Annotated in this window: 27 protein-coding genes and 3 tRNA genes; 10 read left to right on the top strand and 20 right to left on the bottom strand. The window is 56.5% G+C overall.

Annotation, left to right across the window (positions count from 1 at the left end; genetic code table 11):
- Positions 1-16: 16 nt before the first annotated feature.
- The 6 genes from hpaI to hpaG all read right to left on the bottom strand — a co-directional run bounded on the left by hpaI (position 17) and on the right by hpaG (position 6,095).
- Positions 17-811 carry a 4-hydroxy-2-oxoheptanedioate aldolase gene (gene hpaI / locus C3F35_RS08700; protein ID WP_103792690.1) on the bottom strand — a complete coding sequence of 265 codons (795 nt, stop codon included), beginning with the start codon at positions 809-811 and terminating at the stop codon, positions 17-19.
- A 9-nt stretch (positions 812-820) separates the two neighbouring features.
- Complete coding sequence (gene hpaH, locus C3F35_RS08695; RefSeq protein WP_032616372.1) at positions 821-1,624, bottom strand: 2-oxo-hept-4-ene-1,7-dioate hydratase; 804 nt, start codon at positions 1,622-1,624, stop codon at positions 821-823.
- 475 nt (positions 1,625-2,099) lie between these two features.
- The gene (locus C3F35_RS08690; RefSeq protein WP_103792691.1) at positions 2,100-2,480 is read right to left on the bottom strand and encodes a 5-carboxymethyl-2-hydroxymuconate Delta-isomerase; all 381 of its coding nucleotides are present in this window, start codon (positions 2,478-2,480) and stop codon (positions 2,100-2,102) included.
- Positions 2,481-2,489: 9 nt separating this feature from the next.
- On the bottom strand, positions 2,490-3,341 hold the full coding sequence (gene hpaD, locus C3F35_RS08685; RefSeq protein WP_032616380.1) for a 3,4-dihydroxyphenylacetate 2,3-dioxygenase: 852 nt from the start codon (positions 3,339-3,341) through the stop codon (positions 2,490-2,492).
- Between the two features lies 1 nt (position 3,342).
- Positions 3,343-4,809 (bottom strand): 5-carboxymethyl-2-hydroxymuconate semialdehyde dehydrogenase, encoded by a 1,467-nt coding sequence (hpaE, locus tag C3F35_RS08680; RefSeq protein WP_059308780.1) that lies wholly within the window; start codon positions 4,807-4,809, stop codon positions 3,343-3,345.
- On the bottom strand, positions 4,806-6,095 hold the full coding sequence (hpaG, locus tag C3F35_RS08675) for a 4-hydroxyphenylacetate degradation bifunctional isomerase/decarboxylase (RefSeq protein ID WP_103792692.1): 1,290 nt from the start codon (positions 6,093-6,095) through the stop codon (positions 4,806-4,808). Before hpaG ends, hpaE begins: the two co-directional genes overlap by 4 nt.
- 272 nt (positions 6,096-6,367) lie before the next feature.
- Here hpaG and hpaR point away from each other — a divergent pair, with 272 nt between their 5' ends.
- Together hpaR and tsr are read left to right on the top strand one after the other, a co-directional pair.
- Entirely contained in the window at positions 6,368-6,811 is a 444-nt protein-coding gene (hpaR, locus tag C3F35_RS08670; protein ID WP_103792693.1) for a homoprotocatechuate degradation operon regulator HpaR, read from the top strand.
- Between the two features lie 81 nt (positions 6,812-6,892).
- Positions 6,893-8,557: a methyl-accepting chemotaxis protein gene (tsr, locus tag C3F35_RS08665; RefSeq protein WP_103792694.1), complete on the top strand. Its 1,665-nt coding sequence runs from the start codon at positions 6,893-6,895 to the stop codon at positions 8,555-8,557.
- Positions 8,558-8,900: 343 nt separating this feature from the next.
- Here the strand turns inward: tsr and opgB are convergent, their stop codons facing one another.
- From opgB to C3F35_RS08625, 8 genes are all read right to left on the bottom strand, one after another.
- The gene (gene opgB, locus C3F35_RS08660; protein WP_103792695.1) at positions 8,901-11,192 is read right to left on the bottom strand and encodes a phosphatidylglycerol--membrane-oligosaccharide glycerophosphotransferase; all 2,292 of its coding nucleotides are present in this window, start codon (positions 11,190-11,192) and stop codon (positions 8,901-8,903) included.
- Between the two features lie 210 nt (positions 11,193-11,402).
- Positions 11,403-11,903: a DUF2501 domain-containing protein gene (locus C3F35_RS08655; protein ID WP_032616387.1), complete on the bottom strand. Its 501-nt coding sequence runs from the start codon at positions 11,901-11,903 to the stop codon at positions 11,403-11,405.
- Between the two features lie 85 nt (positions 11,904-11,988).
- Complete coding sequence (gene dnaC, locus C3F35_RS08650) at positions 11,989-12,726, bottom strand: DNA replication protein DnaC (protein WP_032616388.1); 738 nt, start codon at positions 12,724-12,726, stop codon at positions 11,989-11,991.
- Positions 12,723-13,268 (bottom strand): primosomal protein DnaT, encoded by a 546-nt coding sequence (gene dnaT, locus C3F35_RS08645; RefSeq protein ID WP_032616389.1) that lies wholly within the window; start codon positions 13,266-13,268, stop codon positions 12,723-12,725. The genes dnaC and dnaT overlap by 4 nt, the downstream gene beginning before the upstream one ends.
- 106 nt (positions 13,269-13,374) lie before the next feature.
- The gene (locus tag C3F35_RS08640; RefSeq protein ID WP_032616390.1) at positions 13,375-13,803 is read right to left on the bottom strand and encodes an organic hydroperoxide resistance protein; all 429 of its coding nucleotides are present in this window, start codon (positions 13,801-13,803) and stop codon (positions 13,375-13,377) included.
- Between the two features lie 32 nt (positions 13,804-13,835).
- Positions 13,836-14,477, bottom strand: a complete 642-nt coding sequence (locus tag C3F35_RS08635; RefSeq protein WP_103792696.1) for a TetR family transcriptional regulator — start codon at positions 14,475-14,477, stop codon at positions 13,836-13,838.
- A gap of 66 nt (positions 14,478-14,543) precedes the next feature.
- Complete coding sequence (locus tag C3F35_RS08630) at positions 14,544-15,017, bottom strand: threonine/serine exporter (protein WP_032616392.1); 474 nt, start codon at positions 15,015-15,017, stop codon at positions 14,544-14,546.
- Positions 15,008-15,784: a threonine/serine ThrE exporter family protein gene (locus tag C3F35_RS08625; protein ID WP_103792697.1), complete on the bottom strand. Its 777-nt coding sequence runs from the start codon at positions 15,782-15,784 to the stop codon at positions 15,008-15,010. Before C3F35_RS08625 ends, C3F35_RS08630 begins: the two co-directional genes overlap by 10 nt.
- A 437-nt stretch (positions 15,785-16,221) precedes the next feature.
- Between C3F35_RS08625 and C3F35_RS08620 the strand changes: the two genes are divergently transcribed.
- Together C3F35_RS08620 and bglJ are read left to right on the top strand one after the other, a co-directional pair.
- Positions 16,222-16,953 (top strand): helix-turn-helix transcriptional regulator, encoded by a 732-nt coding sequence (locus C3F35_RS08620; protein WP_032616394.1) that lies wholly within the window; start codon positions 16,222-16,224, stop codon positions 16,951-16,953.
- Positions 16,953-17,588 (top strand): DNA-binding transcriptional activator BglJ, encoded by a 636-nt coding sequence (bglJ, locus tag C3F35_RS08615; RefSeq protein WP_032616399.1) that lies wholly within the window; start codon positions 16,953-16,955, stop codon positions 17,586-17,588. The genes C3F35_RS08620 and bglJ overlap by 1 nt, the downstream gene beginning before the upstream one ends.
- A gap of 44 nt (positions 17,589-17,632) precedes the next feature.
- Here the strand turns inward: bglJ and C3F35_RS08610 are convergent, their stop codons facing one another.
- Complete coding sequence (locus C3F35_RS08610; protein WP_032616395.1) at positions 17,633-18,091, bottom strand: YbaK/EbsC family protein; 459 nt, start codon at positions 18,089-18,091, stop codon at positions 17,633-17,635.
- 332 nt (positions 18,092-18,423) lie between these two features.
- Here C3F35_RS08610 and C3F35_RS08605 point away from each other — a divergent pair, with 332 nt between their 5' ends.
- On the top strand, positions 18,424-19,767 hold the full coding sequence (locus C3F35_RS08605; RefSeq protein ID WP_103792698.1) for a PTS sugar transporter subunit IIC: 1,344 nt from the start codon (positions 18,424-18,426) through the stop codon (positions 19,765-19,767).
- Positions 19,768-19,845: 78 nt separating this feature from the next.
- On the opposite strand, the gene fhuF is transcribed toward C3F35_RS08605, so the two are convergent.
- Positions 19,846-20,634, bottom strand: coding sequence for a siderophore-iron reductase FhuF (gene fhuF / locus C3F35_RS08600; protein WP_103792699.1), 789 nt, complete (start codon positions 20,632-20,634; stop codon positions 19,846-19,848).
- Between the two features lie 166 nt (positions 20,635-20,800).
- On the opposite strand from fhuF, the gene C3F35_RS08595 reads away from it, so the two are divergent.
- Complete coding sequence (locus tag C3F35_RS08595) at positions 20,801-21,031, top strand: DUF1435 domain-containing protein (RefSeq protein ID WP_032616400.1); 231 nt, start codon at positions 20,801-20,803, stop codon at positions 21,029-21,031.
- A gap of 39 nt (positions 21,032-21,070) precedes the next feature.
- Here the strand turns inward: C3F35_RS08595 and C3F35_RS08590 are convergent.
- From C3F35_RS08590 to rsmC, 4 genes are all read right to left on the bottom strand, one after another.
- Positions 21,071-21,156 (bottom strand) — tRNA-Leu (locus C3F35_RS08590).
- A 32-nt stretch (positions 21,157-21,188) separates the two neighbouring features.
- Positions 21,189-21,274, bottom strand: a tRNA-Leu gene (locus C3F35_RS08585).
- A gap of 29 nt (positions 21,275-21,303) precedes the next feature.
- A tRNA-Leu gene (locus C3F35_RS08580) sits at positions 21,304-21,389 on the bottom strand.
- A 141-nt stretch (positions 21,390-21,530) separates the two neighbouring features.
- The gene (gene rsmC, locus C3F35_RS08575; protein WP_103792700.1) at positions 21,531-22,559 is read right to left on the bottom strand and encodes a 16S rRNA (guanine(1207)-N(2))-methyltransferase RsmC; all 1,029 of its coding nucleotides are present in this window, start codon (positions 22,557-22,559) and stop codon (positions 21,531-21,533) included.
- Between the two features lie 102 nt (positions 22,560-22,661).
- Here rsmC and C3F35_RS08570 point away from each other — a divergent pair, with 102 nt between their 5' ends.
- The 4 genes from C3F35_RS08570 to prfC all read left to right on the top strand — a co-directional run bounded on the left by C3F35_RS08570 (position 22,662) and on the right by prfC (position 25,862).
- Entirely contained in the window at positions 22,662-23,075 is a 414-nt protein-coding gene (locus C3F35_RS08570) for a DNA polymerase III subunit psi (protein ID WP_032616402.1), read from the top strand.
- Positions 23,044-23,487, top strand: a complete 444-nt coding sequence (gene rimI, locus C3F35_RS08565; protein ID WP_103792701.1) for a ribosomal protein S18-alanine N-acetyltransferase — start codon at positions 23,044-23,046, stop codon at positions 23,485-23,487. Before C3F35_RS08570 ends, rimI begins: the two co-directional genes overlap by 32 nt.
- A gap of 17 nt (positions 23,488-23,504) precedes the next feature.
- Positions 23,505-24,182 (top strand): pyrimidine 5'-nucleotidase, encoded by a 678-nt coding sequence (gene yjjG / locus C3F35_RS08560; protein ID WP_059308773.1) that lies wholly within the window; start codon positions 23,505-23,507, stop codon positions 24,180-24,182.
- Positions 24,183-24,272: 90 nt separating this feature from the next.
- Positions 24,273-25,862 carry a peptide chain release factor 3 gene (prfC, locus tag C3F35_RS08555; protein ID WP_032616405.1) on the top strand — a complete coding sequence of 530 codons (1,590 nt, stop codon included), beginning with the start codon at positions 24,273-24,275 and terminating at the stop codon, positions 25,860-25,862.
- The last annotated feature ends 107 nt before the right edge of the window (positions 25,863-25,969 follow it).

The raw sequence follows: 25,969 nt of genomic DNA, 5'->3' as shown, positions 1-25,969 counted from the left end.
CTGATAAGACAGTCTCTTAGTAGACGGATTTATTGTTGTCAGAGCTAACGGGTTTATCGATAAAACGTGCTGCCAGCGCCTCGGCGCCGCGGGCGAGCAGGGTGGTATCCACGCCGACGGCGACAAACAGCGCGCCGCGTTCCAGATAGCGTCGGGCCAGCTGTTCGTTCGCCATCAGGATGCCGGGGGCTTTCCCCGCGCTCAGGATCTGCGCGATGGCTTGTTCGATGGCGGCCTGCACCTCCGGGTGCTGGGGATTACCGGCAAAGCCCATGTCGGCGCTGAGATCCGCCGGACCGATAAACACGCCGTCCACCCCGTCCACATCCAGGATCTGCGGCAGGTTTTTCAGCGCCTCGCGGGTCTCAATCTGCACCAGCACGCACATGGCGTCGTTGGCCTGATGCAGGTAATCAGGAATACGGTTCCAGCGTGATGCCCGCGCCAGCGCGCTGCCGACGCCGCGAATACCCGCAGGCGGATAACGGGTCGAGCGTACTGCCAGCCGCGCTTCGTCGGCGTTTTGCACCATCGGGATCAGCAGGGTCTGTGCCCCCACATCCAGCAGCTGTTTGATCTGCACCGGATCGTTCCACGACGGACGAACCACCGGCTGGCTGGGGTAGGGGGCGATAGCCTGAAGCTGGGTTAATACTGTCTGCACACTGTTCGGCGCGTGCTCGCCATCGATCAGCAGCCAGTCGAAGCCTGCCCCGGCGAGCAGTTCGGCGCTGTAGCTGCTGGTCAGCCCCAGCCATAGGCCGATTTGCGGTGTGCCGGCTTTCAGCGCCGCTTTGAATGCATTTTGCATGGTGGTCTCCTAGACAAAGCGGCAGCTGATGCAGCCCATATTGCCGTAATCGACGTGGAAGGTGTCGCCCTTGCTGGCGGTTACCGGGCGGGTGAAGGAACCGCCGAGGATGATCTGTCCCGGCTCCAGCTGCACGTCATACGGTGCCAGCTTGTTCGCCAGCCACGCCACGCCGTTGGCCGGGTGGTTAAGAACGCCCGCGGCGACGCCGGTCTCTTCGATCACGCCGTTGCGGTAGAGCAGGGCGGAGATCCAGCGCAGATCCAGTTCGTCGGGGCGGATCGGGCGGCCACCGAGGATCACTCCGGCGTTGGCGGCGTTATCGGAGATGGTGTCGAACACTTTGCGCGGACGCTGGGTCTCGGGATCGATGTTGTGGCAGCGGGCGTCGATCAGCTCCAGGGCCGGGATCACGTAGTCCGTGGCGTTATAGACGTCGAACATCGTGCAGTTCGGGCCACGCAGCGGCTTCGCGAGCACAAAGGCCAGCTCCACTTCGATGCGCGGAACGATAAAACGGTCGGTCGGGATGTCGCTGCCGTCGTGGAAAAACATGTCGTCCAGCAGCGCGCCGTAGTCCGGCTCGCTGATCTGCGAGCTGGCCTGCATCGCTTTAGAGGTCAGGCCGATTTTGTGGCCTTTCAGGGTGCGGCCTTCGGCGATTTTCAGGCTCACCCATTCTCGCTGCACGGCGTAGGCATCGTCGAGGGTGATCGCCGGGTAATCGAGGGAGATCTGACGGATCTGCTCCCGGGTCTGTTCCGCCTGATGCAGGCGATGGGCAATCAGGGTATGGGTATGTTTATCGAGCATGGCGGTTTCCTGTTTTTGCCGGGTGAGGCGTCGTGTTTGTTTTCTCTCTCCTGGTGGGAGAGGGCCGGGGTGAGGGCATCCGGCAGCAGTGATTTCCCCTCACCCTAACCCTCTCCCCAGAGGGGAGAGGGGACAGACCGTGCGCGGTATGGTTTTCTCCTTATTCCCAAAGGAGGAGGGAGCAGACCGTGCTCGGTGTAGTTTTCTCCCTCTCTCTGTGGGAGAGGGCCGGGGTGAGGGCATCCGGCCGCAGCGATTTCCCCTCACCCTAACCCTCTCCCCAAAGGGGAGAGGGGACAGACCGTGCTCGGTGTGGTTTTCTCCCTCTCTCTGTGGGAGAGGGCCGGGGTGAGGGCATCCGGCCGCAGTGATTTCCCCTCACCCTAACCCTCTCCCCAAAGGGGAGAGGGGACAGACCGTGCGCGGTATGGTTTCTCCTTCTCCCCAAAAGGGAGAGGAGCTGACCGTACCGGTATTACTTAAACAAGGCGTGCACGTTGTTCTGTTTGTAATTGAGCGTCGGATGCAGCTCTTCAATTTCAAACGACAACGCCAGATAGCGCGCCGCCATCAGCCCGGCGAAATGGCTTTTGATCAACGTAAACAACATCTCACCCACCTGCTGGCGGCTCTCCAGGCTGCGCCCGGTGCCGATCTTCAGCGTCATATGCACAAAGGCGTAATCGTGCTTACCGTCGGCCATCTGCCAGGTGTCCACCCAGTGCGCGCGGCTGCGAATACCGCCCAGGGGGAAAATGCCGGTGGCGGCCAGCGCCTCGTTGACGGTGGCGAACAAACCCGGGAGATCGGCCTGCTCACGGATATTTTCGGTACATTCGACAATAAAGTGCGGCATGGGGCGTCCTTATGCGGGCAGAGGGAAGACGGCGTTAACCTGGCCGGTGCCGGAGCTGGGGAACAACTCGGTGAGAAACTCCACCTTGCCGTCGTATTTGTCCCAGCCGAGCACGCCCAGCAGCATCACCGTGTCGTGCATATTGCCTTCGCCGTAGCAGTAGTCGGCGTACTCCGGCAGCATGTTGCAAAACTCTTTGAACTGGCCTTCGCGCCACAGCTTCACTACCCGCTCGTCCATCTGGCGGTCGAACTCGCGGGTGTAGCTGTTCATCCCTTCTTCTGCCCGCTGGTCGTCAATGAAACGGTGCGACAGCGAACCGCTGGCCAGCACCGCCACGGTGCCGTCATATTTTTCGATGGCGCTGACAATGGCCTCTCCCAGCCTGCGGCTGTCGGCAAAGTCATGCACGGTGCAGAACGCCGAGATAGAGACCACTTTGAAATGCTTATCCGCATTCATGTAACGCATCGGCACCAGGGTGCCGTACTCCAGCTTCAGGCTCGGGATGTTGTGCGCTTTGGCGCGCACGCCCTTGGCCACGGCTTCGTCGGCGATCAACTGGCCCAGCTCGGGGTTGCCGTTGTAGTCATAGGTCATGTCGCGGATAAAGTGCGGCAGCTCGTTGCTGGTGTAGACCCCGGCAAAATGATCCGCGCAGTTGATGTGATAGGCGCTGTTCACCAGCCAGTGGGTGTCGAAGACAATAATGGTATCGACCCCCAGCTCACGGCAGCGTCTGCTGATCTCTTTATGCCCGTCGATGGCTCCCTGACGGCAGCCAAAGTTTTTGCCCGGTATCTCAGAGAGGTACATCGACGGCACGTGAGTAATTTTTGCGGCTAACGCTAGCTTGCCCATCTCACACCCCCCACTTCGGAATCGGGTGGTCGCCCATGGAGATACAGACGTTCTTCATCTCCGCGAACACCTCGAAGCTGTACTCGCCACCCTCGCGCCCGGTACCGGAAGCCTTCACGCCGCCAAACGGCTGGCGCAGGTCGCGCACGTTCTGGGTGTTGACGAACACCATGCCCGCTTCGATGTTGCGCGCCAGGCGCAGTACCTTACTGACGTCCTGGGTCCAGATATAAGACGCCAGGCCGTACTCCACATCGTTGGCCAGACGCAGCCCTTCCGCTTCGTCCTTGAACGGCAGCAGGCAGGCCACCGGCCCGAAGATCTCCTCCTGCGCCACGCGCATGCGGTTATCGACGTCCGCCAGCACGGTCGGGCGCAGGAAGTTGCCGCCGCGAAGGTGCGCAGGCAGATCGGTCGGTTTGTCCGGCCCGCCCGCCAGCAGGGTGGCGCCCTCTTCGATGCCGAGGCGGATATAGCCGGAGACTTTCTCCCAGTGCTGCTGGCTGATCAGCGCCCCGATCTGGGTGTTTGGATCGGTCGGGTCGCCTACACGCAGGCGGTTGGCGCGTTCGGCAAAACGTTTTACGAATTCCGGGTAGATGCTCTGCTGGATAAAGATGCGTGAGCCGGCGGTGCAGCGTTCGCCGTTGATCGAGAAAATGGTGAACAGGGCGGCATCCAGGGCGCGTTCGATGTCGGCGTCCTCAAACACCAGTACCGGCGATTTGCCGCCCAGCTCCATGGAGTATTTTTTCAGGCCAGCGGTCTGCATAATCCGGCGTCCGGTGGCGGTGCCGCCGGTAAAGGAGACGGCGCGCACGTCCTGATGGCGCACCAGCGCGTCACCTGCCGTGGCACCATAGCCCTGCACCACGTTCAGCACGCCTGCCGGAATACCCGCTTCCAGCGCCAGTTCGCCAAGACGATCGGCGGTCAGCGGCGACAGCTCAGACATCTTTAAGACCGCGGTGTTGCCCAGCGCCAGGCAGGGCGCGACCTTCCAGGTGGCGGTCATAAAGGGCACGTTCCACGGCGAGACCAGGGCACATACCCCTACCGGCTGCACCAGGGTGTAGTTGAGCATCTTGTCGTCGACCGGGTAGGTCTTGCCGTTCATCTGCTGGCACACTTCGGCGAAGAACTCGAAGTTGTGCGACGCACGCGGGATCAGCACGTTTTTGGTCTGGTGGATCGGCAGGCCGGTGTCGGCGGTCTCCATCGCGGCGATCTCCGGCACGTTCTGGTCGATCAGATCGCCCAGACGACGCATCAGGCGCGCGCGCTCTTTCATCGGCAGGTTGGCCCATTTCGGGAACGCCGCTTTCGCGGCCTCAACTGCCTGGCCGATCTCGGCTTCACCGCCCGAGGCTACTTCAGCCAGCACCTCACCAGTGGCGGGGTTAGTGGTGTGGAAGTACTCATTACCCGCCACGTTTTTGCCGTTGATCCAGTGGTTAATCTTTTTCATTTTGCCGTCTCCTCACTCACAATCCGGTTGACCAGACGGCCAACGCCTTCCACTTCCACGACTACTTCATCGCCCGGACGCACGTCAGCCAGCCCTTTTGGCGTGCCGGTGGCGATCATGTCGCCCGGCTGCAGGGTCATAAATTCACTCAAATACGCGATCAGGAACGGGATGCTGAAGATCAGATCGGCGGTGCTGCCCTGCTGGCGTAGCTCGCCATTTATCCAGGTGCGCAGAGTCAGGTTGTGCGGATCGGCAATCGCCGATTTATCCACGATCCACGGGCCAATCGGGGTCAGGCCATCACGGCTCTTCACCCGCAGGTTAGGGCGGTAGTAGTTTTCCAGGTAGTCGCGGATCGCGTAGTCATTACACACCGTGTAGCCCGCCACATACTCCATGGCGTCGGCTTCGGCGACGTTGCGCGCGGTTTTGCCGATCACCACCACCAGCTCGGCTTCGTAGTGCATGTATTCAACGTTGTCCGGGCGCACCGAGGACTGGTTATGTGCGTTAAAAGTGTTCGGCGCTTTGATAAACACCAGCGGCTCGGTGGGCGGTTTAAAGTCCAGCTCGCTGGCGTGATCGGCGTAGTTCAGCCCCAGGGCAAACAGCGTGCCACTGGTGGAGAGCGGCCAGGCGAAGGTGCGGTTCGTGGGTAGCTCGCGGGCGTTGATCACGCTGTTTTCCAGCGTCGGTAACCCTTCAGCCAGTACACGCACGCTGTCGCCCGGGTGCAGGGCCACGCGGGACTGCGGGGTGCCCAGCAGAATGGCGTCGCCCGGGTTGAGGGTGGCGAAGGCGCTCAGTTCGCTCAGCAGGGTGGCGGCGTTGCGTTGCAGGTCGGCGGTGTTCCAGCGATCCACTTCCTGGCCGTTGATCTCGGTGATGATGGTCAGGTTATCAATATTCGCGATCGACGCGCGCTCACCCACAGGGCAAAAACCGTCCCGGCATTTGGCTTTGATCGCCGGGCGGTAGAAGCTCTCTTCCGGCAGGCTTACCTCGTTCGCCAGCGCGTAACCGGCAATGTAGTCGGCGGCCTCTTCCGGGCTGACGTGAGTGGCGGTCTTGCCAACAATCAGCGCCACCGTCGCGCCGCTCATCACCTGTTCGCCTTCGGGATGCGGGATGGCATCGCCGGAGCGGATCAGGGTATTGCGCGGTTTGATAAACCAGACGGCGGTTTTTGGCGGCGTGTTGTAAGGGGGCTGATGAAATGCGTCGCGCCAGGCGTCGAGCTGGCTGCGGTGATTGAGTGCCACCGCGAAAACAGTACCTTTCATTCCTTTCTCCTCGGACCCGGCTGGCGGGTTTTGAGTTCATTAATATGTTAATGAATAGGTTTTAGACCCTCGCTGTGCGTTTGGCAAACAGAAGTAAATAATTTGTGATATCAATAACAATAAATTTACATGTATTTGTTTGTTTTTATATAAATCAATAAGTTAAAATTTTAATGTGATATCTGTTAGACTTTTTACCCGCGCCGCTGGCACCGTAAAGCCGCGTGAGGCATTGATTGTTTCGTTATTAATGATATTGAGGTGGGAGCGCCATGCACGATTCGTTAACTATCGCACTACTCCAGGCGCGGGAAACCGCGATGACCTTTTTTCGCCCGATTATCAAGCAGCACAATCTGACGGAGCAGCAGTGGCGGATCGTACGTGTGCTGGCAGAACATCCGTCGATGGATTTTCACGATCTGGCTTTTCGCACCTGCATTTTGCGCCCGAGCCTGACCGGGATCCTCACGCGCATGGAGCGCGACGGGCTGGTGCTGCGCTTAAAGCCGCTCAACGACCAGCGCAAGCTGTATGTGTCCCTCACCAAAGAGGGCAACGCGCTGTATGAGCTGGCTCAGGCGCAGGTGGAAGAGGCCTATCAGCGCATTGAAATGGAATATTCGCCCGAGAAGATGAAGCAGCTGACCGCGCTGCTGCAGGAGTTTATTGAACTTGGAAACCGGCACGTCATAACGCCGGAAGAAGAGGAGTAGCCACAAATTCCAGGATGATTTCCGTAAAGTTTTTGCTTCCCAGGCCGAAAATTCTGTACCTGTCTGGTGGAATGAGAAATCATGTTAAATCGTATCAAGATTGTTACCAGCTTATTGCTGGTTTTGGTTATTTTTGGCCTTTTACAACTCACATCCGGTGGTCTTTTCTTTAATGCCCTGAAGCATGACAAAGAAAACTTCACCGTCCTGCAAACCATTCGTCAGCAACAATCCACGCTTAACAGCAGCTGGGTAGCGTTGCTGCAAACCCGTAACACCCTGAACCGCGCGGGCATCCGCTACATGATGGATCAGAACAACATCGGTAGCGGCGCGACCGTGAACGATCTGATGCAGATTGCTTCTGCTTCCCTGAAGCAGGCGGAAAAAAGCTGGGCGGAATACGAAGCCCTGCCGCGTGACCCGCGTCAGAGCGAAGGTGCCGCGCTGGAAATCAAACGTAACTACGATATCTATCACGGTGCGCTGGCCGAGCTGATCCAACTGCTGGGTGCAGGCAAGATCAATGAATTCTTCGATCAGCCGACCCAGGGCTATCAGGACGGCTTTGAGAAGCAGTACGTTAACTATCTGCAGCAGAACGATCATCTGTATCAGACCGCCGTCGATGACAGCAACAGCTCCTACAGCCAGGCGATCTGGATCCTGTTAAGCGTGCTGATCCTGGTGCTGGTGGTGATTGTCGGCGTTTGGGTCGGTATCCGTCACGCCCTGATCTCCCCGCTGAACCGCCTGACTGACAGTATTCGCCATATCGCCAGCGGCGACCTGGTGAAGCGCATCGAGGTGGACGGTTCTAACGAGATGGGCCAGCTGGCCGATACGCTGCGTCATATGCAGGCTGAACTGATGCGTACCGTGGGTGACGTGCGTAATGGCGCCAATGCCATTTACAGCGGCGCGAGCGAAATCTCCATGGGCAACAACGATCTCTCCTCCCGTACCGAGCAGCAGGCGGCCTCGCTGGAAGAGACCGCAGCCAGCATGGAAGAGCTGACCGCGACCGTGAAGCAGAACGCCGAGAACGCCCGTCAGGCAAGCCATCTGGCGCTGAGCGCGTCCGAGACGGCGCAGAAGGGCGGCAAAGTGGTGGATAACGTGGTGCAGACCATGCGTGACATCGCCGGTAGCTCGCAGAAAATTGCTGACATCATCAGCGTGATCGACGGCATTGCCTTCCAGACCAACATCCTGGCACTGAACGCCGCGGTTGAAGCTGCACGTGCCGGTGAGCAGGGTCGTGGTTTTGCGGTTGTTGCCGGTGAAGTGCGTAACCTGGCACAGCGCAGCGCCCAGGCTGCACGCGAAATTAAGAGCCTGATTGAAGACTCCGTAGGTCGCGTTGAGCTGGGTTCTACTCTGGTAGAAAGCGCCGGTGAAACCATGGGCGAGATCGTCAGCGCGGTTACCCGCGTGACTGACATCATGGGCGAAATCGCTTCTGCTTCCGATGAGCAGAGCCGCGGTATCGACCAGGTGGGTCTGGCGGTCGCCGAGATGGATCGCGTAACGCAGCAGAACGCCTCCCTGGTGCAGGAATCTGCAGCCGCGGCGGCGGCACTGGAAGAGCAGGCGAGCCGCCTGACTCAGGCCGTGGCAGTGTTCCGTATTCAGCAGGATCAGCAGAAAGCCCGCGCAAACGCGGCGGTGAAAACCGCTGCAACGCCTGTGACGACGCGTAAAGCGGTCATTGCTGACAGCGGTGATAACTGGGAAACCTTCTGATGTAGCACAGCGCCCTGTTCAGGCAGGGCGCTGGAGATGGCCGGGTAGCGCTACGCTTACCCGGCCTTCAAAACCCTTCTCCATATGCCCGCATAAGCGCATCGCCGCTGGACAATTCTTGAGAACCTTACGAGTAGACCCGCGCGAACGTCGCGCCGCCTGACAATTTCTCAAAGCCTTACCAACAGTTCTCCGCAAGTGCAGCGTCGCCGGACAATTTTTGAGAACCTTACCAACATGCCCACGCGTATGCAGCGCCGCCGAATGATGCCGGGGAATCTTACCAACATGCTTCGTACGAACGCAGCGCCCGGGGTGAGTTTGGGCGCTGTTTTTGAGTCAATCAGCCTTCAGCGTTAACCACTTTAAGCTCCACCATGCCGATCCCCAACTGGCGCGGGGAGTGGCCGAGGATATTCCCCTCGTTAGTGGATTCCGGCGCAGGCGGGACAATCACCAGGGTACTGCTGCGCGACGGATTGTCGAAGTGCAGCGTGGTGGTGGTGACGTCCTTACCGAGCGTTAACGTCTGCTCTTTATCCCCAATCCGCACCGGTATCGGTTTATTGGCATTTTCCCCCCAGGCTTTAGCGGTGATCACCAGGTCAAACTTCGCTGGCAGGGGCTGGTTGTATTCGATCTTCACCTCATCCCCCAGCTGCGCGTTCGACCAGCGTCCCCAGGTTTCCGGGCGCGAAATACCGCTGAACTGCTTGACCTCTTCCGGGGCACCGGCCACGTTGAAGATGAAGCTATCCGCCTTGTAGCGAATATCGTTATCGGACACTCTCAACGTATCAACGTTGTGCTGATACCGGTCGGTGTTGATAACGGTCTCTTTAAAGACCGTTTTGCCCTTCCACTGCGCTTTATCGACACGCTGCACGGTCTGTTCGCCGCCCAGCTGACCCTGGGAAACACACCAGTCGGTGGAGAGAGCCAGCGGCTGCGACCACAGTTGGCCCATTTTGTAGCAGCGGTCGACCCAGACGAAGTTATCCCGCGGGGCGAAGTCGGCCAGCTGGTAGCGCAGCGGGGTCGAGTATTCGCTTTCCGGCATCGGTTCGACACGCTTATCGGAAACGCGCAACAGCAGCGGCAGACGGAAGTGGCTCCCGGAGAAGGCCATCATATTTTTCTGGCTGTCGATGGTGAAATCTTTCAGCTCTTTCGGGAAATTCCACAGGCGGATAACGTCCGGTTTCCACGCCAGCATTTTGTCCTTCATGTTGAGGAACACCTCTGACAGCGACTGCCCGGAGAGGCTGCTGCGGCCAAGGCCGATAAAGTTATCCCCGCCGAGAATATCCAGCACCGTTGCGCCGTTATCCATGGTGTTGCGCTTCACGGCCATTACTTCCTGCTGGGGTTTGTCGCCTCGCAGGATAAAGAACAGGTTGCTGCGATCCTGCTTGTTCAGCTCATCCCAGGCGCTATTTTTCATCGCCAGATGGTCGGAAGAGACCACGATCACCGTGTTTTTGAAGTACGGCGAGGCTTTGATTTTTTCGATCAGCGCCGCGATATGCTCCTGGCTACAGCCCACCGCGCTGAACGACTGATTCGGTTTGCCGTTAATCGCGTAGCTCTTGCGCTGGCAGGTGCGGGAGATAAAGCCGTCCGGGTGGTGGGTATCTACCGTCAGGGCAAACAGCGAGAAGCGCTTGCCAGACTGCGACAGCTCCTCGAATTTTTTCCAGGTTTCATCCAGCACCGTGTCGTCGTAAAAACCCCAGTCGTTGCGATAAGAAGGATCGGCAACGGTGGTTTTTAATTCTTCTGCGCCGTACAGATGGTCAAAGCCGTGGGATTGCAGGAAGACGTCTTTCCCGGCAAAACGCAGGTTGGCACCCTGCACGAAATAGTTCTGATAACCGGAGTTTTTCAGGATATCGCCAAGGCAGATATTTTTCGGGAAGAAGCTGGAGACCGAGGCCGAAGCGTTGCCTTCAAAGGGCGCAAACAGCGGGATGCCGCACTGGGAGGCGACCATCCCGGCGATGGTGTAGTCCGTGCCTGGCAGCTGCGCGGTGTGGCTGAAATCGATCCCTTCGTTCTTGATGGCTCCCAGTTCCGGGGCGAGATCAGGGAAGGCGTTGTTATCGAAATAGGTGCGCTCAAGACTTTCGCCGTAGATGTAGACGAGGTTCAGCTTCGGATTCGGAATCGTTTTACCCGGCTCTTTGTAATAGGCCGCAAAGTCGGGATCGCCGTCGCGCGACTGGGATTTCACCAGCTCGGTGATCTGATGAAACGCCGGGCTGGCATCCACCGAGGCGAGCGCGAGTACCAGCGCCAGCAGGCTGTAGCCGAGATGGTGCGGATGGTGACGGCGGCGGCGCAGGATCCAGCCCAGCAGAGCAAACACGCCTACCAACGCAACTACCACGCCAACGGCAGGAAGTATGTACTTACTAACCCCGGCGCCGGTCAGGCTGTTGGTCAGAGTATAGAGAACGGCATCGTTAATCCCGTCCCCGGTAAAATAGTCGCTGGCATAGAGGGTAATGTTTAAAACGACAAAAAGCCCCAGCACCAGAAGCGTGATGGCAAACCACCAGGTATTACGTCCCGCTTTACGGGCGTAAATCACTACAGAGGCAATAAACAGGGCAATAGAAATAAACTCTGACAACAGCTTATCCTCAACAAAGACAGCCGCTGATTAGCGGACTAACTGTATAATTTTTGGGTTATACAATGTAATGGCGATGCCATTTAGCTGCAATTGTAGTGTCACGGAAATGTGCTGTTGTTAGGATTTGGTTTAGAAAATGCAATGTTTGACGGGCGTCGCTTTATGCAGGGGAATACACGCCGCAACGCTTGTCGCGGCGCGAGAGGATCAGGAGATAAAGCTGAGTCCCTGTTTCAGGACAAAATCACAGGCCTGGGCTTTAACCTTTTTCGCCAGCGGCGTGTTGCCGATGGTTTCCAGATTCAGTTGCTGGCCGTTATTGGCGTTCAGCAGACCCTGAATTCCTTCCAGATAGTTAGTGTCCTGCTGCTGCTCTTCCGGGGTTTCCAGCCCTAATTTCCCCAGCACCTGATTTTTAATATTGGTGGCATCGGTCATCGAGGCCAGCTTCTCTTTGGCGCAGTATTCGAGGATCCCGGCCGCGTTATTCATGTTGCTGGCGCTGAGCGACTGGCTGCCGTTGCTGAGCAGGCCAGTAAGGGAGGAGAGGGAGAGACCGCCGTTCTGGGTGGTGGTAGTGCTGTTGCCCGCACCGAGCTGGCTGGCGGCGCTGTTAAGCGAATCCTGCCAGGAAGGTGCCGCCGCCTGTGCCGCACCGGTGACCAGCAGTGCGCTTACTGCGGCGCTGAGAAGAAAATGTGTTTTCATAAAAGGCTACTCTGTCGGTTGCCCGCCGGGGCGGAGTGGCAGGCAGTATAAACCCCCGCGGCACCGGAGTTCCCGGGAAAATATCCTAATACTCTTTACCGGTAACGCGGCTGCGATAGCTTTCCCAGTCAAAAATGACATACAGGCTGTTGCCGAGCTTCATGCGGTCCATCACTCGCTCGCCGAGCAGGCGGGTCATCTCATCCACGTTGTGGTTGGTGAGCATGCCGGTGGGGCGCTTCGAGGAGGAGCGACGATCCACGATCTGGTTGATAATCACCTTTTCATAGCGTGATTCGGTTTGTACGCCGATCTCATCGATGACCAGCAGATCGACATTGCTCAGATCGTTCAGCAACTGCTCTTCGCTGGTTTCCCGGTTGCTGAAGGTGTCTTTCATCGCCGACATAATGTCGGCCACGGTGATAATCAGAACCGATTTGCCCCGCAGCAGCAGCTCGTTGCAGATGGCCGCCGCAAGGTGGTTTTTACCGGTGCCCGGCTTGCCGCTGAAGATAAAGCTGGCGATGTTGCCGTCAAACTCTTCGACGTACTGGCGCGCCTGTTGCAGGGCTTTTAGCTGCCCCTGGCTCTCCACGTTGTAGTTGTCGAAGGAGCAGTTCTGGTGCAAGGGACGAATACCGGAGCGGTTAAAGGTGCGCTGCATCTTCATGGCGCGGTTCTCCCGGGCCAGCGCCGCGGCGCGGATTTCACCTTGCTCTTTCTGCCACGCCAGCAGCTCTTCACCGGTGGTAAAAGCCGGTTTGACGTTGGCCGGCATGATCTTTTGCAGACGCTTCATCAGTTCGCCGAACTCTTTCATTTGGCACCTCGGAATCCGTGGGGGATCTGTTTATCCGGTTCTGAAAAGGCATTCACGTCGCGTTTTGACTGTGCGCCGTTGCTGGCCCGGTTGATCTGTACGCTGCGGGCCAGCTTTTGCTGCCACTGAATATGATGGAAGACTTTCCCTTCCGCCTGCCAGTAAGCAGTGAAGGCGGCCAGCTCTTCCGGGGCGACGGGCTGGGTGAGGGCAATGCCCCACAGCGCCGCCTGGCGTTGAAAGTCGGGGTCGGGCTGCCAGCCGTTATACATGGCGAATTTGCCCATCGGCACCGCAATCGGGGCGCTGGTGGGTTCGTCGAAAAATTGATTATCCAGAGTGACATCGCTGGACGGGCGCGACAGGCGCGCTTCCAGCTCCAGCAGTTGAGCCAGACGCTGTGGCGTTATCGCATAAAAAGCCGGGGCGTTATCGGCAAAAATGGCGACGGTACCGCCTTCAGCATTGGCCAGCACGCCGCGGGGATCATGCATAAAGGCATCAATGCCAGTGACGCTGGTGGTCAGGATTCTGGAGGACATAATACTTCTCTACTGGATTACTGCGGACGTGATATGGGCTTATGGTAGCACAGAGAGGAGGGGGGCAGGCAGGGGTCTGATAGCCACTTCCTGCCCCCCTGAAAAATCAGGAGATAATGTTCAGCGTCACATCAATGTTGTTGCGGGTGGCGTTGGAGTACGGGCAGACAATGTGCGCCGCATCGACCAGTTTTTTCGCCTCGGCGGCGTCCATCCCCGGCAGGTGAATATTCAGTTTCGCTTCAATACCAAACCCGGTTGGCAGTGGGCCGATACCCACTTCCCCTTCGATAAAAGCGTCCTTCGGCATGGTGATTTTGTCGCGGTTAGCCACAAACTTCATGGCACCGAGGAAACAGGCCGAATAGCCCGCGGCAAACAGCTGTTCCGGGTTGGTCACTTCACCGCCCGCGCCGCCCATCTCTTTGGGAACGCCCAGTTTGACATCCAGCACTCCGTCAGACGAAGTGGCGCGGCCATCACGGCCTCCGGTGGCTTTGGCTCTGGCGGTATAGACAACTTTCTCTAAAGACATGTTGGGATCCTTATCTCTGGGTTGTGTGCAAGCTATGGACAGGTATAACGCAATGCAACCTGAACCGCCATCTTTCGGTAGTGCTGACGTTGGGCCTGTGCGTCAGCCCCGTCTTCAAACAGCAGGGTAAAGGTGTAGCTATTAGCCACATAATGAAAGCTGAAGCTGCTGATCAGGCGGTGCAGATCGCGGGCGTTTACCGTCAGGTTAAACAGCTGCTTCGCTTTGCCACGCTCAAGGATGGTTTCCAGCAGATCCAGCGCACTGCGGTTCACCTGCCGCAGCAGCGCCGACTGCTGCATATACCGTCCGCGCTGCATGTTCTCCATGCAGATAATGCGGATGTAGTCCGGGTGGTCAGCATGATAATCAAAGGTGGTTTCGACCAGCTGCACCAGCGCCTCGACCGGCGGCAGGGCATCCAGACTGAGCTGCTTTTCACTGGCGCGGATCTGGGTGTAGACATACTCCAGCACCAGCAGGTACAGGTTTTCTTTGGTTTTGAAGTGATACACCACCATGCGTTTAGTGGTGCCTGCTTTCTCGGCAATTTGCTCCATGCGCGCGCCGTTCAGTCCGTACTCGGCAAACAGCGAGAGGGCGCTGAGAAAAATTTTGTCTTTCAGGCGGGATCCGTCGCTGTTTTCTGCGTGTTCGCTGTCAGGGTGAGACACATCCGTTCCTTACTTAGCCACATGAGAACACAGGATTATCGCCACGGCAGCGGGAGAACACAACTCTCAGACCCGGGGGCGCTTGCGATAGAGCCACAGCCCGGGGATCGACAGCCCGATCGAAAGCGCGCCGACAATCGACGAGGCTTTCAGGAAGTTGGTCAGCAGCAGGATCATCTGCGCTTCGCTGTAGCCAAAATGGCTAATTTTCACCGCTGAAATCATGGCGGTATAGGCCGAAATGCCCGGAAACATCGGGATGACCGCCGCGACGGTAAAGACCTTCGGGTGGGCCAGATACCAGCGTGACCACTGGATCCCAATGCTGCCAACCAGCATCGAGGCCATAAAGGTTGACCATTCGATATTCAGCCCGGCGGTCATCATTGCCATCCGCGAGCCATGCCCAATCGCCCCCAGCAGCGCACACCACGGCAGGGCGCGGCGGGGAACGTTAAACACCATGGCAAAACCCACCGCCGGAATAGCCGACAGCAGCATGTCCTGGGCCAGTGCCCCTATAAATTCGATTACGCCCATCCGCGAAGATCCCACAACGTCATGGCCATCACCACCCCGATACAGGTGGCCAGGGTCAGCAAACTGGCGATCGCCCAGCGCGCCAGGCCGGTATTAATATGCCCTTTAAACATGTCGGCCACGGCATTAATCAGCGGAAATCCCGGCACCAACAACAACACGCTGGCGGCCATGGCGATGGTGGGCGTGGTGGCGAATGCCGGGATCCGCAGCAGTAAACCAGACACCGTGGTGGCGACAAAGGCGGTAATGCAGAAGTTAATTTGCGGGTGCAGATGCCGGTGGGTCAGCACCTGACGCACGTACATGGCGAGGGTGCTGGCAATTAACGTGATAAAGGCACCGTCCCAGCCGCCATTATTGAGCTTGCAGAAGCAGGCGCAGGAGAGGCCGACCATCATCACCACCAGCCAGCGCGGATAGCGCAGCGGCTTGATTTGGCTGAAGCGTTTTTCGATCCCCTGCGCATCCAGCAGCTTATGTTCCGCCATGATGACGATGTGCTGCACCTCGGTGACAACGTGCATGTTGATCCCGCGATCCTGGTTTTTGCGCGTGGAGGTCAGGCATTGGCCTGCTTTCAGGGTGGTCAGCACAATGGCATTCGACGAGATGGAACTCTCCACGCTGTCCATCCCCAGCGCCAGCCCCAGGCGTGTGGACAGCTCCTCGACCAGCGCGCTCTCTGCGCCATGTTGCAATAAAAAAAGGCCGCACTGAATACACTGTCGCGTGGCGGTGCGTTGTGATGACTGATCTGCCTGCATCTGTTGCCCTGAGGAGAGAGTGACGGTTGGATGGTCAGAAGGGTTACTTGTAGCACACAACCCGGTGAGGCTTACTCTGGGTTAGATCAAGGTTTAAGCCGATTAGCGACCTAAGGTTTTCGGAAATGCAGGGTGACTAATTATTATTTTCTATGGGTTTAATATATCTATATTTATAACTTTTATATTTAGAATAACTAATATCCTGTTTAGGATAATATTATGACCAGAGGCTTAACATTTCGTGCGGATTCTGCGACATTAATGCCGATTTTGGCGGTGTATAAATTTGTGATGCGGATTCTTTTCGCATTCTCATTTCGCTCAGCTAATGAAAAAGGAAAAACATTACATTTTTACGTCGCCCTGTAAAAGAAACGGGTATTTCAACTGGATGAAAGACGTGAAATGACTTTATGAATGGATTCGGAGCGCCAATGTCATCTATAAATTGTAAAAGCGCAATAATCATCAGTAAATCACCCATAATGCAAACCGGTCTCGGCAGCATTATGTCTCGTTATTTTCCAGACTGCGAACACGCGTTTAGCCGGTCTCAGGAGGAGCTGACGCTTCTTCAGTTACGCCGTGCCTTTGTTGTCATTGCGGATCTGTCTGGCGACCCGCGCAATGCGCGCAGCCTCTGTGAACAGTTTTACAAGCTACAAAACCAGTATCGGGATATTCACTGGATTTATCTGGTTCCGCGCGCCATTTATCCCTTCGCTGTCGAGCTCTTAATGCGGCCAGAAAGTACCTTACTTTCCGATATGGAGTCCATTGACGTTGTGGTTAATGCGATTCGTTCCGGGAGTGAACGCGCTGAACGAATTAGCCAGACGTTGTTAAAACCCGCGGCGGAAGAGTTTCATGACGCTCAGGATGACGTCATGTTGACCTTTTCAGAGCGCAAAGTACTGCGCCTGCTCGGCAAAGGATGGGGAATTAATCAGATCGCTACATTACTGAAGAAAAGTAATAAAACGGTAAGTGCGCAAAAGAATAGCGCCATGAGGCGACTCTCTTTAACCAGTAATGCCGAAATGTACGCGTGGATTAACAGCACCAAGGGAATGAAAGAGCTGAATTTATTCTCAGCCTATGGAGAGCAAGACGAATGGAAAAGAGTGCCGCGAAAAGACATATCGCTATCGTCGAAAAGTGCATGATGAGTGCTATGGGGCTGAAACACCTTTTTGCCAGCCCATCACTGAATGCTTACGAAGTACACCTTTTTAATAACATCGCCAGTTTTCAATCCACCCTTAATTCTGTTCCGTATTCAACGTTGATTTATTCTCTCTCCGATGAGCGTGAAGAGCGACGAAATTGTCTGCTGTGCATCAAGGAGTTGACTGCTACCCACGGCATGATTCAGCGCATTGTCCTGGCGTCAGACGAAAAAGAAGCAAGCCTGATAAACCAGCTTTCGCCGTCACGTTTGCACGGTATTCTTCTGAAATCTCATTCGCTGGCCACGTTGCAGGAGCAGCTCAGTAAAATGTTGAGCGAGACCCGGCGGGCGAATGACAGCAAGCTGCATCACTGGAATATTCATCGGGGACGGTTGCTAAGCCCATCCGAGCGCGCCATTTTGCAGTATATGTCGTGTGGCTATTCCCTCGCGCAAATTGCCACCCAGCTGGAGCGCAATATCAAAACCATTCGGGCGCATAAATTTAATGCCATGATGAAGCTCGGTGTGCACTCCGATGTGGGGTTACTGGATGCGGCAGATATTTTGACGCTGTTTCCCATACCCGACCACCGCGCGCTGCACTTCCTCTCTCCGCTCCATTCCTGACGCGTAATAACCTGTCTGCGCCAGAGTCACATCTGGCGCAGGGGTTACAGGCAAACGTCCACCCAGGTGGCTTTGGTTAGCTCGGCCATGCGTTCCGGTGAAATGCGCACCGCGCTATGAATGGCACCAGCAGCAGGCAGGACTTCGGCATACTGCCTGAGCGAAATATCGCAGTAGACCGCCAGCGGGTTTTCCAGCCCGAAAGGGCATACGCCACCGACGGGGTGCCCGGTTACCGTCACCACCTCATCGCTGCTCAGCATCCGGGCTTTTGCGCCAAAGGTCTGCTTCAGCTTTTTATTATCCAGGCGCGCATCACCTTTGGCGACGACCAGGATCACCTCATCTTTAATTTTCAGGGACAGCGTTTTCGCTATTTGCCCTGGCGCGACATTGTGCGCCTCGGCAGCCAGCGCAACGGTAGCGGTACTTTGACCCAGCTCGATAACTTCTACGTCGGGAGCATGGTCAGCAAAAAACTGACGCACAGACTGCAAACTCATTGTTTCCTCCAGAAAAATACGCTGTGTAATCTGTCATAAGAAATTATGCTCTGTAAATATTCCCTAAGTAACAAAATTCCAACATCAGCGATTTCTGGATCCTCTTCACAATCACGGAAACCGGTTACAGTAACCGGTTGCAGACCGGGAAGCGGAGATTAATACTGATTACGTCATTTCCCCTGTATCCAATAAATAATAAGAGTCGATTATGAAACCTATCCGTTTGAGCAGTACCGCTGGTAAGCGAACCAGCAAGGTGGTGAAAGTGGTATATGGAACACCGAGCGGCGTAACTGCGCCCGAAACGATCGTCTGACAGGAGAGCCGTTATGTCTGCCAACCATGCTGCGTTTAACCTGATATTCCGCTTTGTTGAAAACTATGTCAGCCCCATTTCCGGACGCATCTCTTCCCAGCGTCACGTAATGGCGATCCGCGACGGCTTTATCTCCGCCATGCCGTTTATGATTGTCGGCTCGTTCTTATTGGTGTTTGCCTATCCGCCGTTTTCACCGGATACCACCTGGGGCTTTGCCCGCGCCTGGCTTGATATGGCGAAACAGTTTGAAGGCCAGATTCTGACCCCGTTCGATATGACGATGGGGGTGATGTCTCTCTATATTTGCGCGGCTATCGCCTACAACCTCGGCAAGCACTACGTGAAGTCGCACCAGCTCGATCCTTTCATGTGCGCGATGCTGTCGCTGATGGCCTTCCTGCTGATTGCTGCGCCAAAAACCAAAGGTGCGCTGCCGGTGGATAGCCTCGGTGGGACGGGGATTTTTACCGCCATTCTGGTGGCGATCTACTGCGTGGAGATGATGCGTTTCCTGAAAGCGCACAACATCGGTATCCGCCTGCCCGATCAGGTGCCGCCGATGATCAAAAACTCCTTCGATCTGCTGATCCCGGTGCTGGTGGTGGTGTTAACCCTCTATCCGCTGAGCCTGTTCATCCAGTCAGAGTTTGGCATGCTGATCCCGCAGGCGATTATGGCCATCTTTAAACCGCTGGTGTCTGCTGCGGATTCGCTGCCGGCGATCCTGCTGGCGGTGCTGATCGGCCATCTGCTGTGGTTTGCGGGGATCCACGGGGCGGCGATTGTCTCCGGGATGCTGCAGATGTTCTGGCTGACCAACCTGGGGATGAACCAGACCGCGCTGGCGCAGAGCGCGCCGCTGCCGCACATCTTTATGGAGGCGTTCTGGACCTTCTTCATTGTGATTGGGGGTTCCGGGGCGACGATGGGGCTGGTGTTCTGCTACCTGCGCAGCCGCTCGGCGCACCTGCGGTCGATTGGCCGTTTGAGCGTGGTGCCAAGTATTTTCAACATCAACGAGCCGGTGATCTTTGGTACGCCGATCGTCATGAACCCGGTGTTCTTCATTCCATTCCTGCTGGCACCGATGGTGAATGCGGTACTGGCGTGGGCGGCGATGAAGCTGGATCTGATTGGCCGGGTGATTTCCGTAGTGCCGTGGACAGCGCCTGCGCCTGTGGGTGCCGCATGGGCGCTGGGCTGGGACTTCCGTGCGGCGGTACTCGTGCTGCTGTTAGCTCTCGTCTCTGCCATCATCTACTACCCGTTCTTTAAAGTGTACGAGAAGCAGTTGCTGGCGCAGGAAGCCGAAGAGGCCCAACGTGCCGACGAAGAAAGTCAGCAGGTGGCATAGGTAAAAGCAAAACGGCGACCAGAGGTCGCCGTTTTGAGTATTTGTTGGGAGAGGGTGAGGGCATCAGGCCGCACCCGTTTATTTAAGCGTGCAATCCCCACATTGCTGAACATCCGGCAGGCGATAACGCTGGCAGCAGGTACGACGCACCAGCAGCCCGTCGCGCGGCACCACGGTGCGGTAAAGCGGGTTATCACGCCCATCCGACAGCTGGCGGGCAAAGAAAATGGCCTGACGCAATGCGTCCACCTTCTCATCACCCAGCAGGGTTTTCATTTCGGTCAGATACCAGTGAATTAAATATCCGGTATTGCTCCAGATAAGTTTGCCGTTGATCTCACCTGTCTCTTCCAGCGCCTCAACCACCGGGATCAGCGCCCGGGTAATCAGCACTTCCATTCGTTGCTGTGCAGAAAGCGAGGTCGTCTGGCTGTCTTCCTGGACGTCGATCCAGAAGCAGGCGGCACGCCCGGTTTCATGAAACTCAACGTGGAAGTGTTCAGGGGAGAGATCCAGCGCCACGTCCTGGGTAAGCAGAGCCAGCATCATCGGCGGTACCATTAGCCCGATATACCATTGCGCCCAAAGTGACAGCAGCGGCTTGTTCTCGCGCGCCAGAGTAGGTTGGTTGCGGTAGATATGATCGGAGTAGGTGGCCAGCAGTGACTGTAGCTCGGCAGGGCGTTGCCACTGTGCCAGCGTCAGGGCATGGTGCGGAGGCGTTTCATCCAGCTTGATGACATCCAGCATATGCGCACGCGTCTCGGCAATGGCGTCACGCACCGCATCCGCAAGCCCTGAAGGCCCGGTCGGAAGGCGGGTTTGCCAGATGACATTCTCAATGACGTGTGCAGAGCGTATGGCCATAATTGGGCTGGATAAAAATCTAAATGATAATGATTGCCAATCCTAACTATAGATAAAACCGGGCGCAAGATGTTTTACACAATTAAGCATCACATAAGCCCACGCTGACAAATGAGAAATTATGTCATATGATATTGGTTATCATTATCGGGTTGGGAGACAGATCATGTTGAGCAGAGCGTTAGGGAGTGGATGGGGAGTGATATTGCCGGGGGCGATGATTGCCGGGCTGGCATTTACCGATCTGTCGCTGGCGGTCTGGAAACTGATTATCGTGTCGGGATTACTCATGTCATCCGCCATGATCTGGCATAAACAACTGCGGCACTTTGTGCTGCTGCCATCATGTGTTGCGCTTATTGCGGGAATGTGGGTTCTGGTGATGAATCTAAACTGAAAGGGTAACAAGAGAGAAAATCAGGAGAGATAAGATAATTGGTGCGAGGGGGGGGACTCGAACCCCCACATCCTAAGGACACTAACACCTGAAGCTAGCGCGTCTACCAATTCCGCCACCTTCGCACAGTCATCTTATTGTATTGATATCGCCTCGTTGGTGCGAGGGGGGGGACTCGAACCCCCACATCCTAAGGACACTAACACCTGAAGCTAGCGCGTCTACCAATTCCGCCACCTTCGCCCAGTGCGAGCAATATCAATCATGGTTATTGGTGCGAGGGGGGGGACTCGAACCCCCACATCCTAAGGACACTAACACCTGAAGCTAGCGCGTCTACCAATTCCGCCACCTTCGCATACCATCGATACAAAAAAAGTATCGTAACCACGGAGGCGCATTCTAGATGTTTTCAGCTATTCGTCAATAGATAATTGTGCCGGATGTTTTGATCGTTGCAAAAATGGCCTGATCGCGCAGATCAGGCCGGAGGGAGACGTTACTTCTTCGCCTGACGGGTCATGATCGCACGGTAGATCTTAAAGCGGCCCGTTTGCGCCAGCACTTCGTGGAAGCCGAAGACTTCGTCCAGCACTTTTGGATACGGCAGGAAGGCGTTAGCCACGATGCGCAGCTCACCGCCGCTGTTCAGATGGCGTACCGCAGTGCGGATCAATGTCTGCGCGGCCTCGAGGGTGGTTTCTACCCCGTCATGGAACGGCGGGTTGGAGATAATCATATCGAAACGACCGGTCACGTCGGAGAGCACGTTGGAGGCGAACACCTCGCCCTCAATGCCGTTGGCGGCCAGGGTCGCACGGCTGGCTTCAATGGCGGATGCGCCGACGTCGGTGAGGGTCAAACGCACCTTTGGTGAGTGGCTGGCGAGTACGGCGGAGAGCACGCCTGCGCCACAGCCGACATCCAGCACTTTGCCTTTGGTGTGCGGCGTAAAGGTGGAAAGCAGCAGTTGGCTGCCAACGTCCAGACCATCACGGCTGAATACGCCCGGCAGCGTTTTGATGGTCAGGCCATCCAGGTGATATTCGCCCCAGTATTTTTCCGCGTCGAAGGTTGGTTTTTTGTCCAGACGGCCATGGTACAGGCCGCAGCGGCGAGCGCTGTCAACTTTGTTCAGTGTGGTGTAATCCGCCAGCATCTGCTCGGCGCTACGCACGCCGCTGCGGTTTTCACCGACCACGAAAATATCGCAGCCCACCGGCAGCAGGGAGAGCAGGTTCATCAGCTGGAACTGGGCTTCAGGTTTGTTCTTCGGCCAGTAGTAGATCAGCGTATCGCAATCCGCGATGTCGCTCTGCTCAGCCACCAGGCTAAAGCGAACGCGCTCGCCCATCTGGCGGCTCAGTACCTGCCAGTGGTGATACTGCTGGGTGTGCGCGCGGCTCGCGGCGCACTCGAAACGGGCAGGCAGGTCATCCTGCATATCTCCGGCAAACAGAATACGGCTTTGTTCGAAATCATCACTGTGGCGCAGCAAGACTTCACTTGCCGGGGTAAATGCAGACATGAATTGTTCCTCAATAAACTCAGGCGGGGATTATAGTAGGTAGATGGCGCAGATTCGACACATTTGGTATATTTGCGCGCCTGACAGACAGGAGTTTTCGCAATGGCATCCCGACGAGACAGGCAATTACAGCAACTGGGTATCACCCAGTGGGCGCTGCGCCGCCCGGCGGCCTTGCAGGGCGAAATCGCCATCTCGCTTCCGGCGCACATTCGTCTGGTGATGGTGGCGCAGAGCCTGCCCGCGCTGAACGAGCCGCTGATTGCCGACGTGCTGCGCGCCCTGAAGCTGGGGGCCGACCAGGTGCTCCAGCTCACGCCCGATCGCGTGGCCATGCTACCGCCAGACGGTCGCTGTAACAGCTGGCAGCTTGGCGTGATGGAAGAAATAGCGCTGGAGGGCGGCAACCTGGCCACCCCGGCATTGGACGAACTTAACGCGAACCCGGCGGCACGTCGCGCGCTGTGGCAACAAATCTGCGAACATGAACACAATTTCTTCCCTCACGACGACTGATTTAGCGCAGGCTTTTGAGATCGAAAAACGCGCCCACGCCTTTCCGTGGAGTGAAAAAACGTTTGCCAGCAACCAGGGCGAGCGTTACCTCAACTATCGACTGGATGTCGATAGTACCCTGGCGGCTTTCGCCATTACGCAGGTCGTTCTGGATGAGGCGACGCTGTTTAACATCGCCGTAGATCCTGCTTTCCAGCGCCGTGGGCTGGGCAGAGAACTGCTGGAACATTTAATTCGCGAGCTGGAAGCACGAGACGTGTTCACGCTGTGGCTGGAAGTACGGGCCTCGAACGCCGCCGCCATCGCACTCTATGAAAGCCTGGGCTTCAACGAGGCGACGATCCGCCGTAACTATTACCCCACCGCAGAAGGACGTGAAGACGCCATCATCATGGCTCTGCCGCTTGGATAACTAAAAAGGTTGTAACGATGAACTGGGACTGGATTTTCTTTGATGCTGACGAAACGCTGTTTACCTTCGATGCGTTTGGTGGCTTACAGCGGATGTTTCTCGACTACAGCGTGACCTTTACCGCTGAAGATTTCCAGGATTACCAGACGGTGAATAAACCGCTGTGGGTCGATTACCAGAACGGGGCGATCACCGCGTTACAGCTGCAGCATCAACGTTTTCAGGGATGGTCTGAGCGCCTGAACGTCCCGGCGGGCGATCTGAATTATGCGTTCCTGAACGCGATGGCAGAGATCTGCGCCCCCCTGCCGGGCGCCGCGTCGCTGCTCGCCTCCCTGAAAGGAAAAGCGAAGCTCGGGATCATCACCAACGGCTTTACCGCGTTACAGCAGGTCCGCCTTGAGCGCACCGGTTTTCGTGACTACTTTGATTTATTAGTGATCTCCGAACAGGTGGGTGTGGCCAAACCGGCAGCTAAAATCTTCGATTATGCGCTGGACCAGGCCGGAAACCCTGATCGGTCAAAGGTGCTGATGGTGGGGGATACGGCCGAGTCCGATATCCTCGGCGGGATGAACGCCGGGCTGTCCACCTGTTGGCTGAATGCGCACAATCGCCCCCTGCCGGAGGGAATCAACCCGACCTGGACCGTGGCCTCCCTGAGCGAACTGGAGCAACTCCTGTGTAAACATTGATTGCCTGCCCCCCATTGATGGGTAAAATAGCCGCATTTTCGTATTCATGATGCGTGGCCTGCTGCCGCGCTTTTTATAGAAGATTCTATTATGACGTTGTCTCCTTATCTGCAAGAGGTGGCGAAGCGCCGTACTTTTGCCATTATCTCTCACCCGGATGCCGGTAAAACCACCATCACCGAAAAGGTGTTGCTGTTCGGACAGGCGATCCAGACCGCCGGTACGGTAAAAGGCCGTGGCTCCAGCCAGCATGCAAAATCTGACTGGATGGAGATGGAAAAGCAGCGTGGTATCTCGATCACCACCTCCGTAATGCAGTTCCCGTATCACGACTGCCTGGTGAACCTGCTTGATACCCCGGGGCACGAAGACTTCTCCGAAGATACCTACCGTACCCTGACGGCGGTGGACTGCTGTCTGATGGTGATCGATGCCGCAAAAGGTGTAGAAGACCGTACCCGTAAGCTGATGGAAGTTACCCGTCTGCGCGATACGCCGATCCTCACCTTTATGAACAAACTCGACCGTGACATCCGCGATCCGATGGAAGTGATGGACGAAGTGGAACGCGAGCTGAAGATCGCCTGTGCGCCAATCACCTGGCCTATTGGCTGCGGCAAGCTGTTTAAAGGGGTTTACCACCTCTATAAAGACGAAACTTACCTGTATCAGACCGGTAAAGGTCACACCATCCAGGAAGTGCGCGTCGTTAAAGGGCTGGATAACCCTGAGCTGAACGCGGCAGTGGGCGATGAGCTGGCAGAGCAGCTGCGTGACGAGCTGGAGCTGGTCAAAGGTGCTTCCCACGAGTTCGACCAGGAGCTGTTCCTGAGCGGTGAAATCACCCCGGTCTTCTTCGGTACCGCGTTGGGTAACTTCGGCGTTGACCATATGCTGGACGGCCTGGTGGAGTGGGCGCCGCAGCCAATGCCGCGTAACACCGACACCCGTGAAGTGGTTGCCAGCGAAGAGAAGTTCACCGGTTTCGTGTTTAAAATTCAGGCCAACATGGACCCGAAACACCGCGACCGCGTGGCCTTTATGCGTGTGGTGTCCGGTAAATATGAAAAGGGCATGAAGCTGCGTCAGGTGCGTACCGGTAAAGACGTGGTGATCTCCGATGCACTGACCTTTATGGCCGGCGACCGTTCCCACGTGGAAGAGGCGTATCCGGGCGACATCATTGGTCTGCATAACCACGGCACCATCCAGATCGGTGACACCTTCACCCAGGGCGAGATGATGAAGTTCACCGGTATTCCGAACTTCGCGCCGGAACTGTTCCGTCGTATCCGCCTGCGGGATCCGCTGAAACAGAAACAGCTGCTGAAAGGGCTGGTTCAGCTGTCGGAAGAGGGTGCGGTACAGGTGTTCCGTCCTATTTCCAATAACGATCTGATTGTCGGTGCCGTCGGTGTACTGCAGTTCGACGTGGTTGTTGCCCGCCTGAAGAGCGAATACAACGTTGAAGCGATTTACGAATCGGTCAACGTGGCGACGGCGCGCTGGGTTGAGTGTTCTGACGTCAAGAAATTCGAAGAATTCAAGCGTAAGAACGAAGTCCAGCTGGCGCTGGATGGCGGTGATAACCTCACGTATATCGCCCCAACCATGGTTAACCTGAACCTGGCGCACGATCGTTACCCGGATATTCAGTTCCGTAAAACCCGCGAGCACTAATCCCTTCTCAGAGCACGGCAGCCGCCGTGCTCTGCTTAAATCCCTGCCTTATTAATCCCTTGCGGAATGTTCTTAATTCATCATCTTTTGTTACTTATTGCTCATTT

The organism is Leclercia sp. LSNIH3 (assembly GCF_002935105.1).
GTDB classification, from domain to species: domain Bacteria; phylum Pseudomonadota; class Gammaproteobacteria; order Enterobacterales; family Enterobacteriaceae; genus Enterobacter; species Enterobacter adecarboxylatus.
The sequence above is the reverse complement of the archived record's forward strand: the minus strand, read 5'-3'. Positions and strand labels throughout refer to the sequence as shown.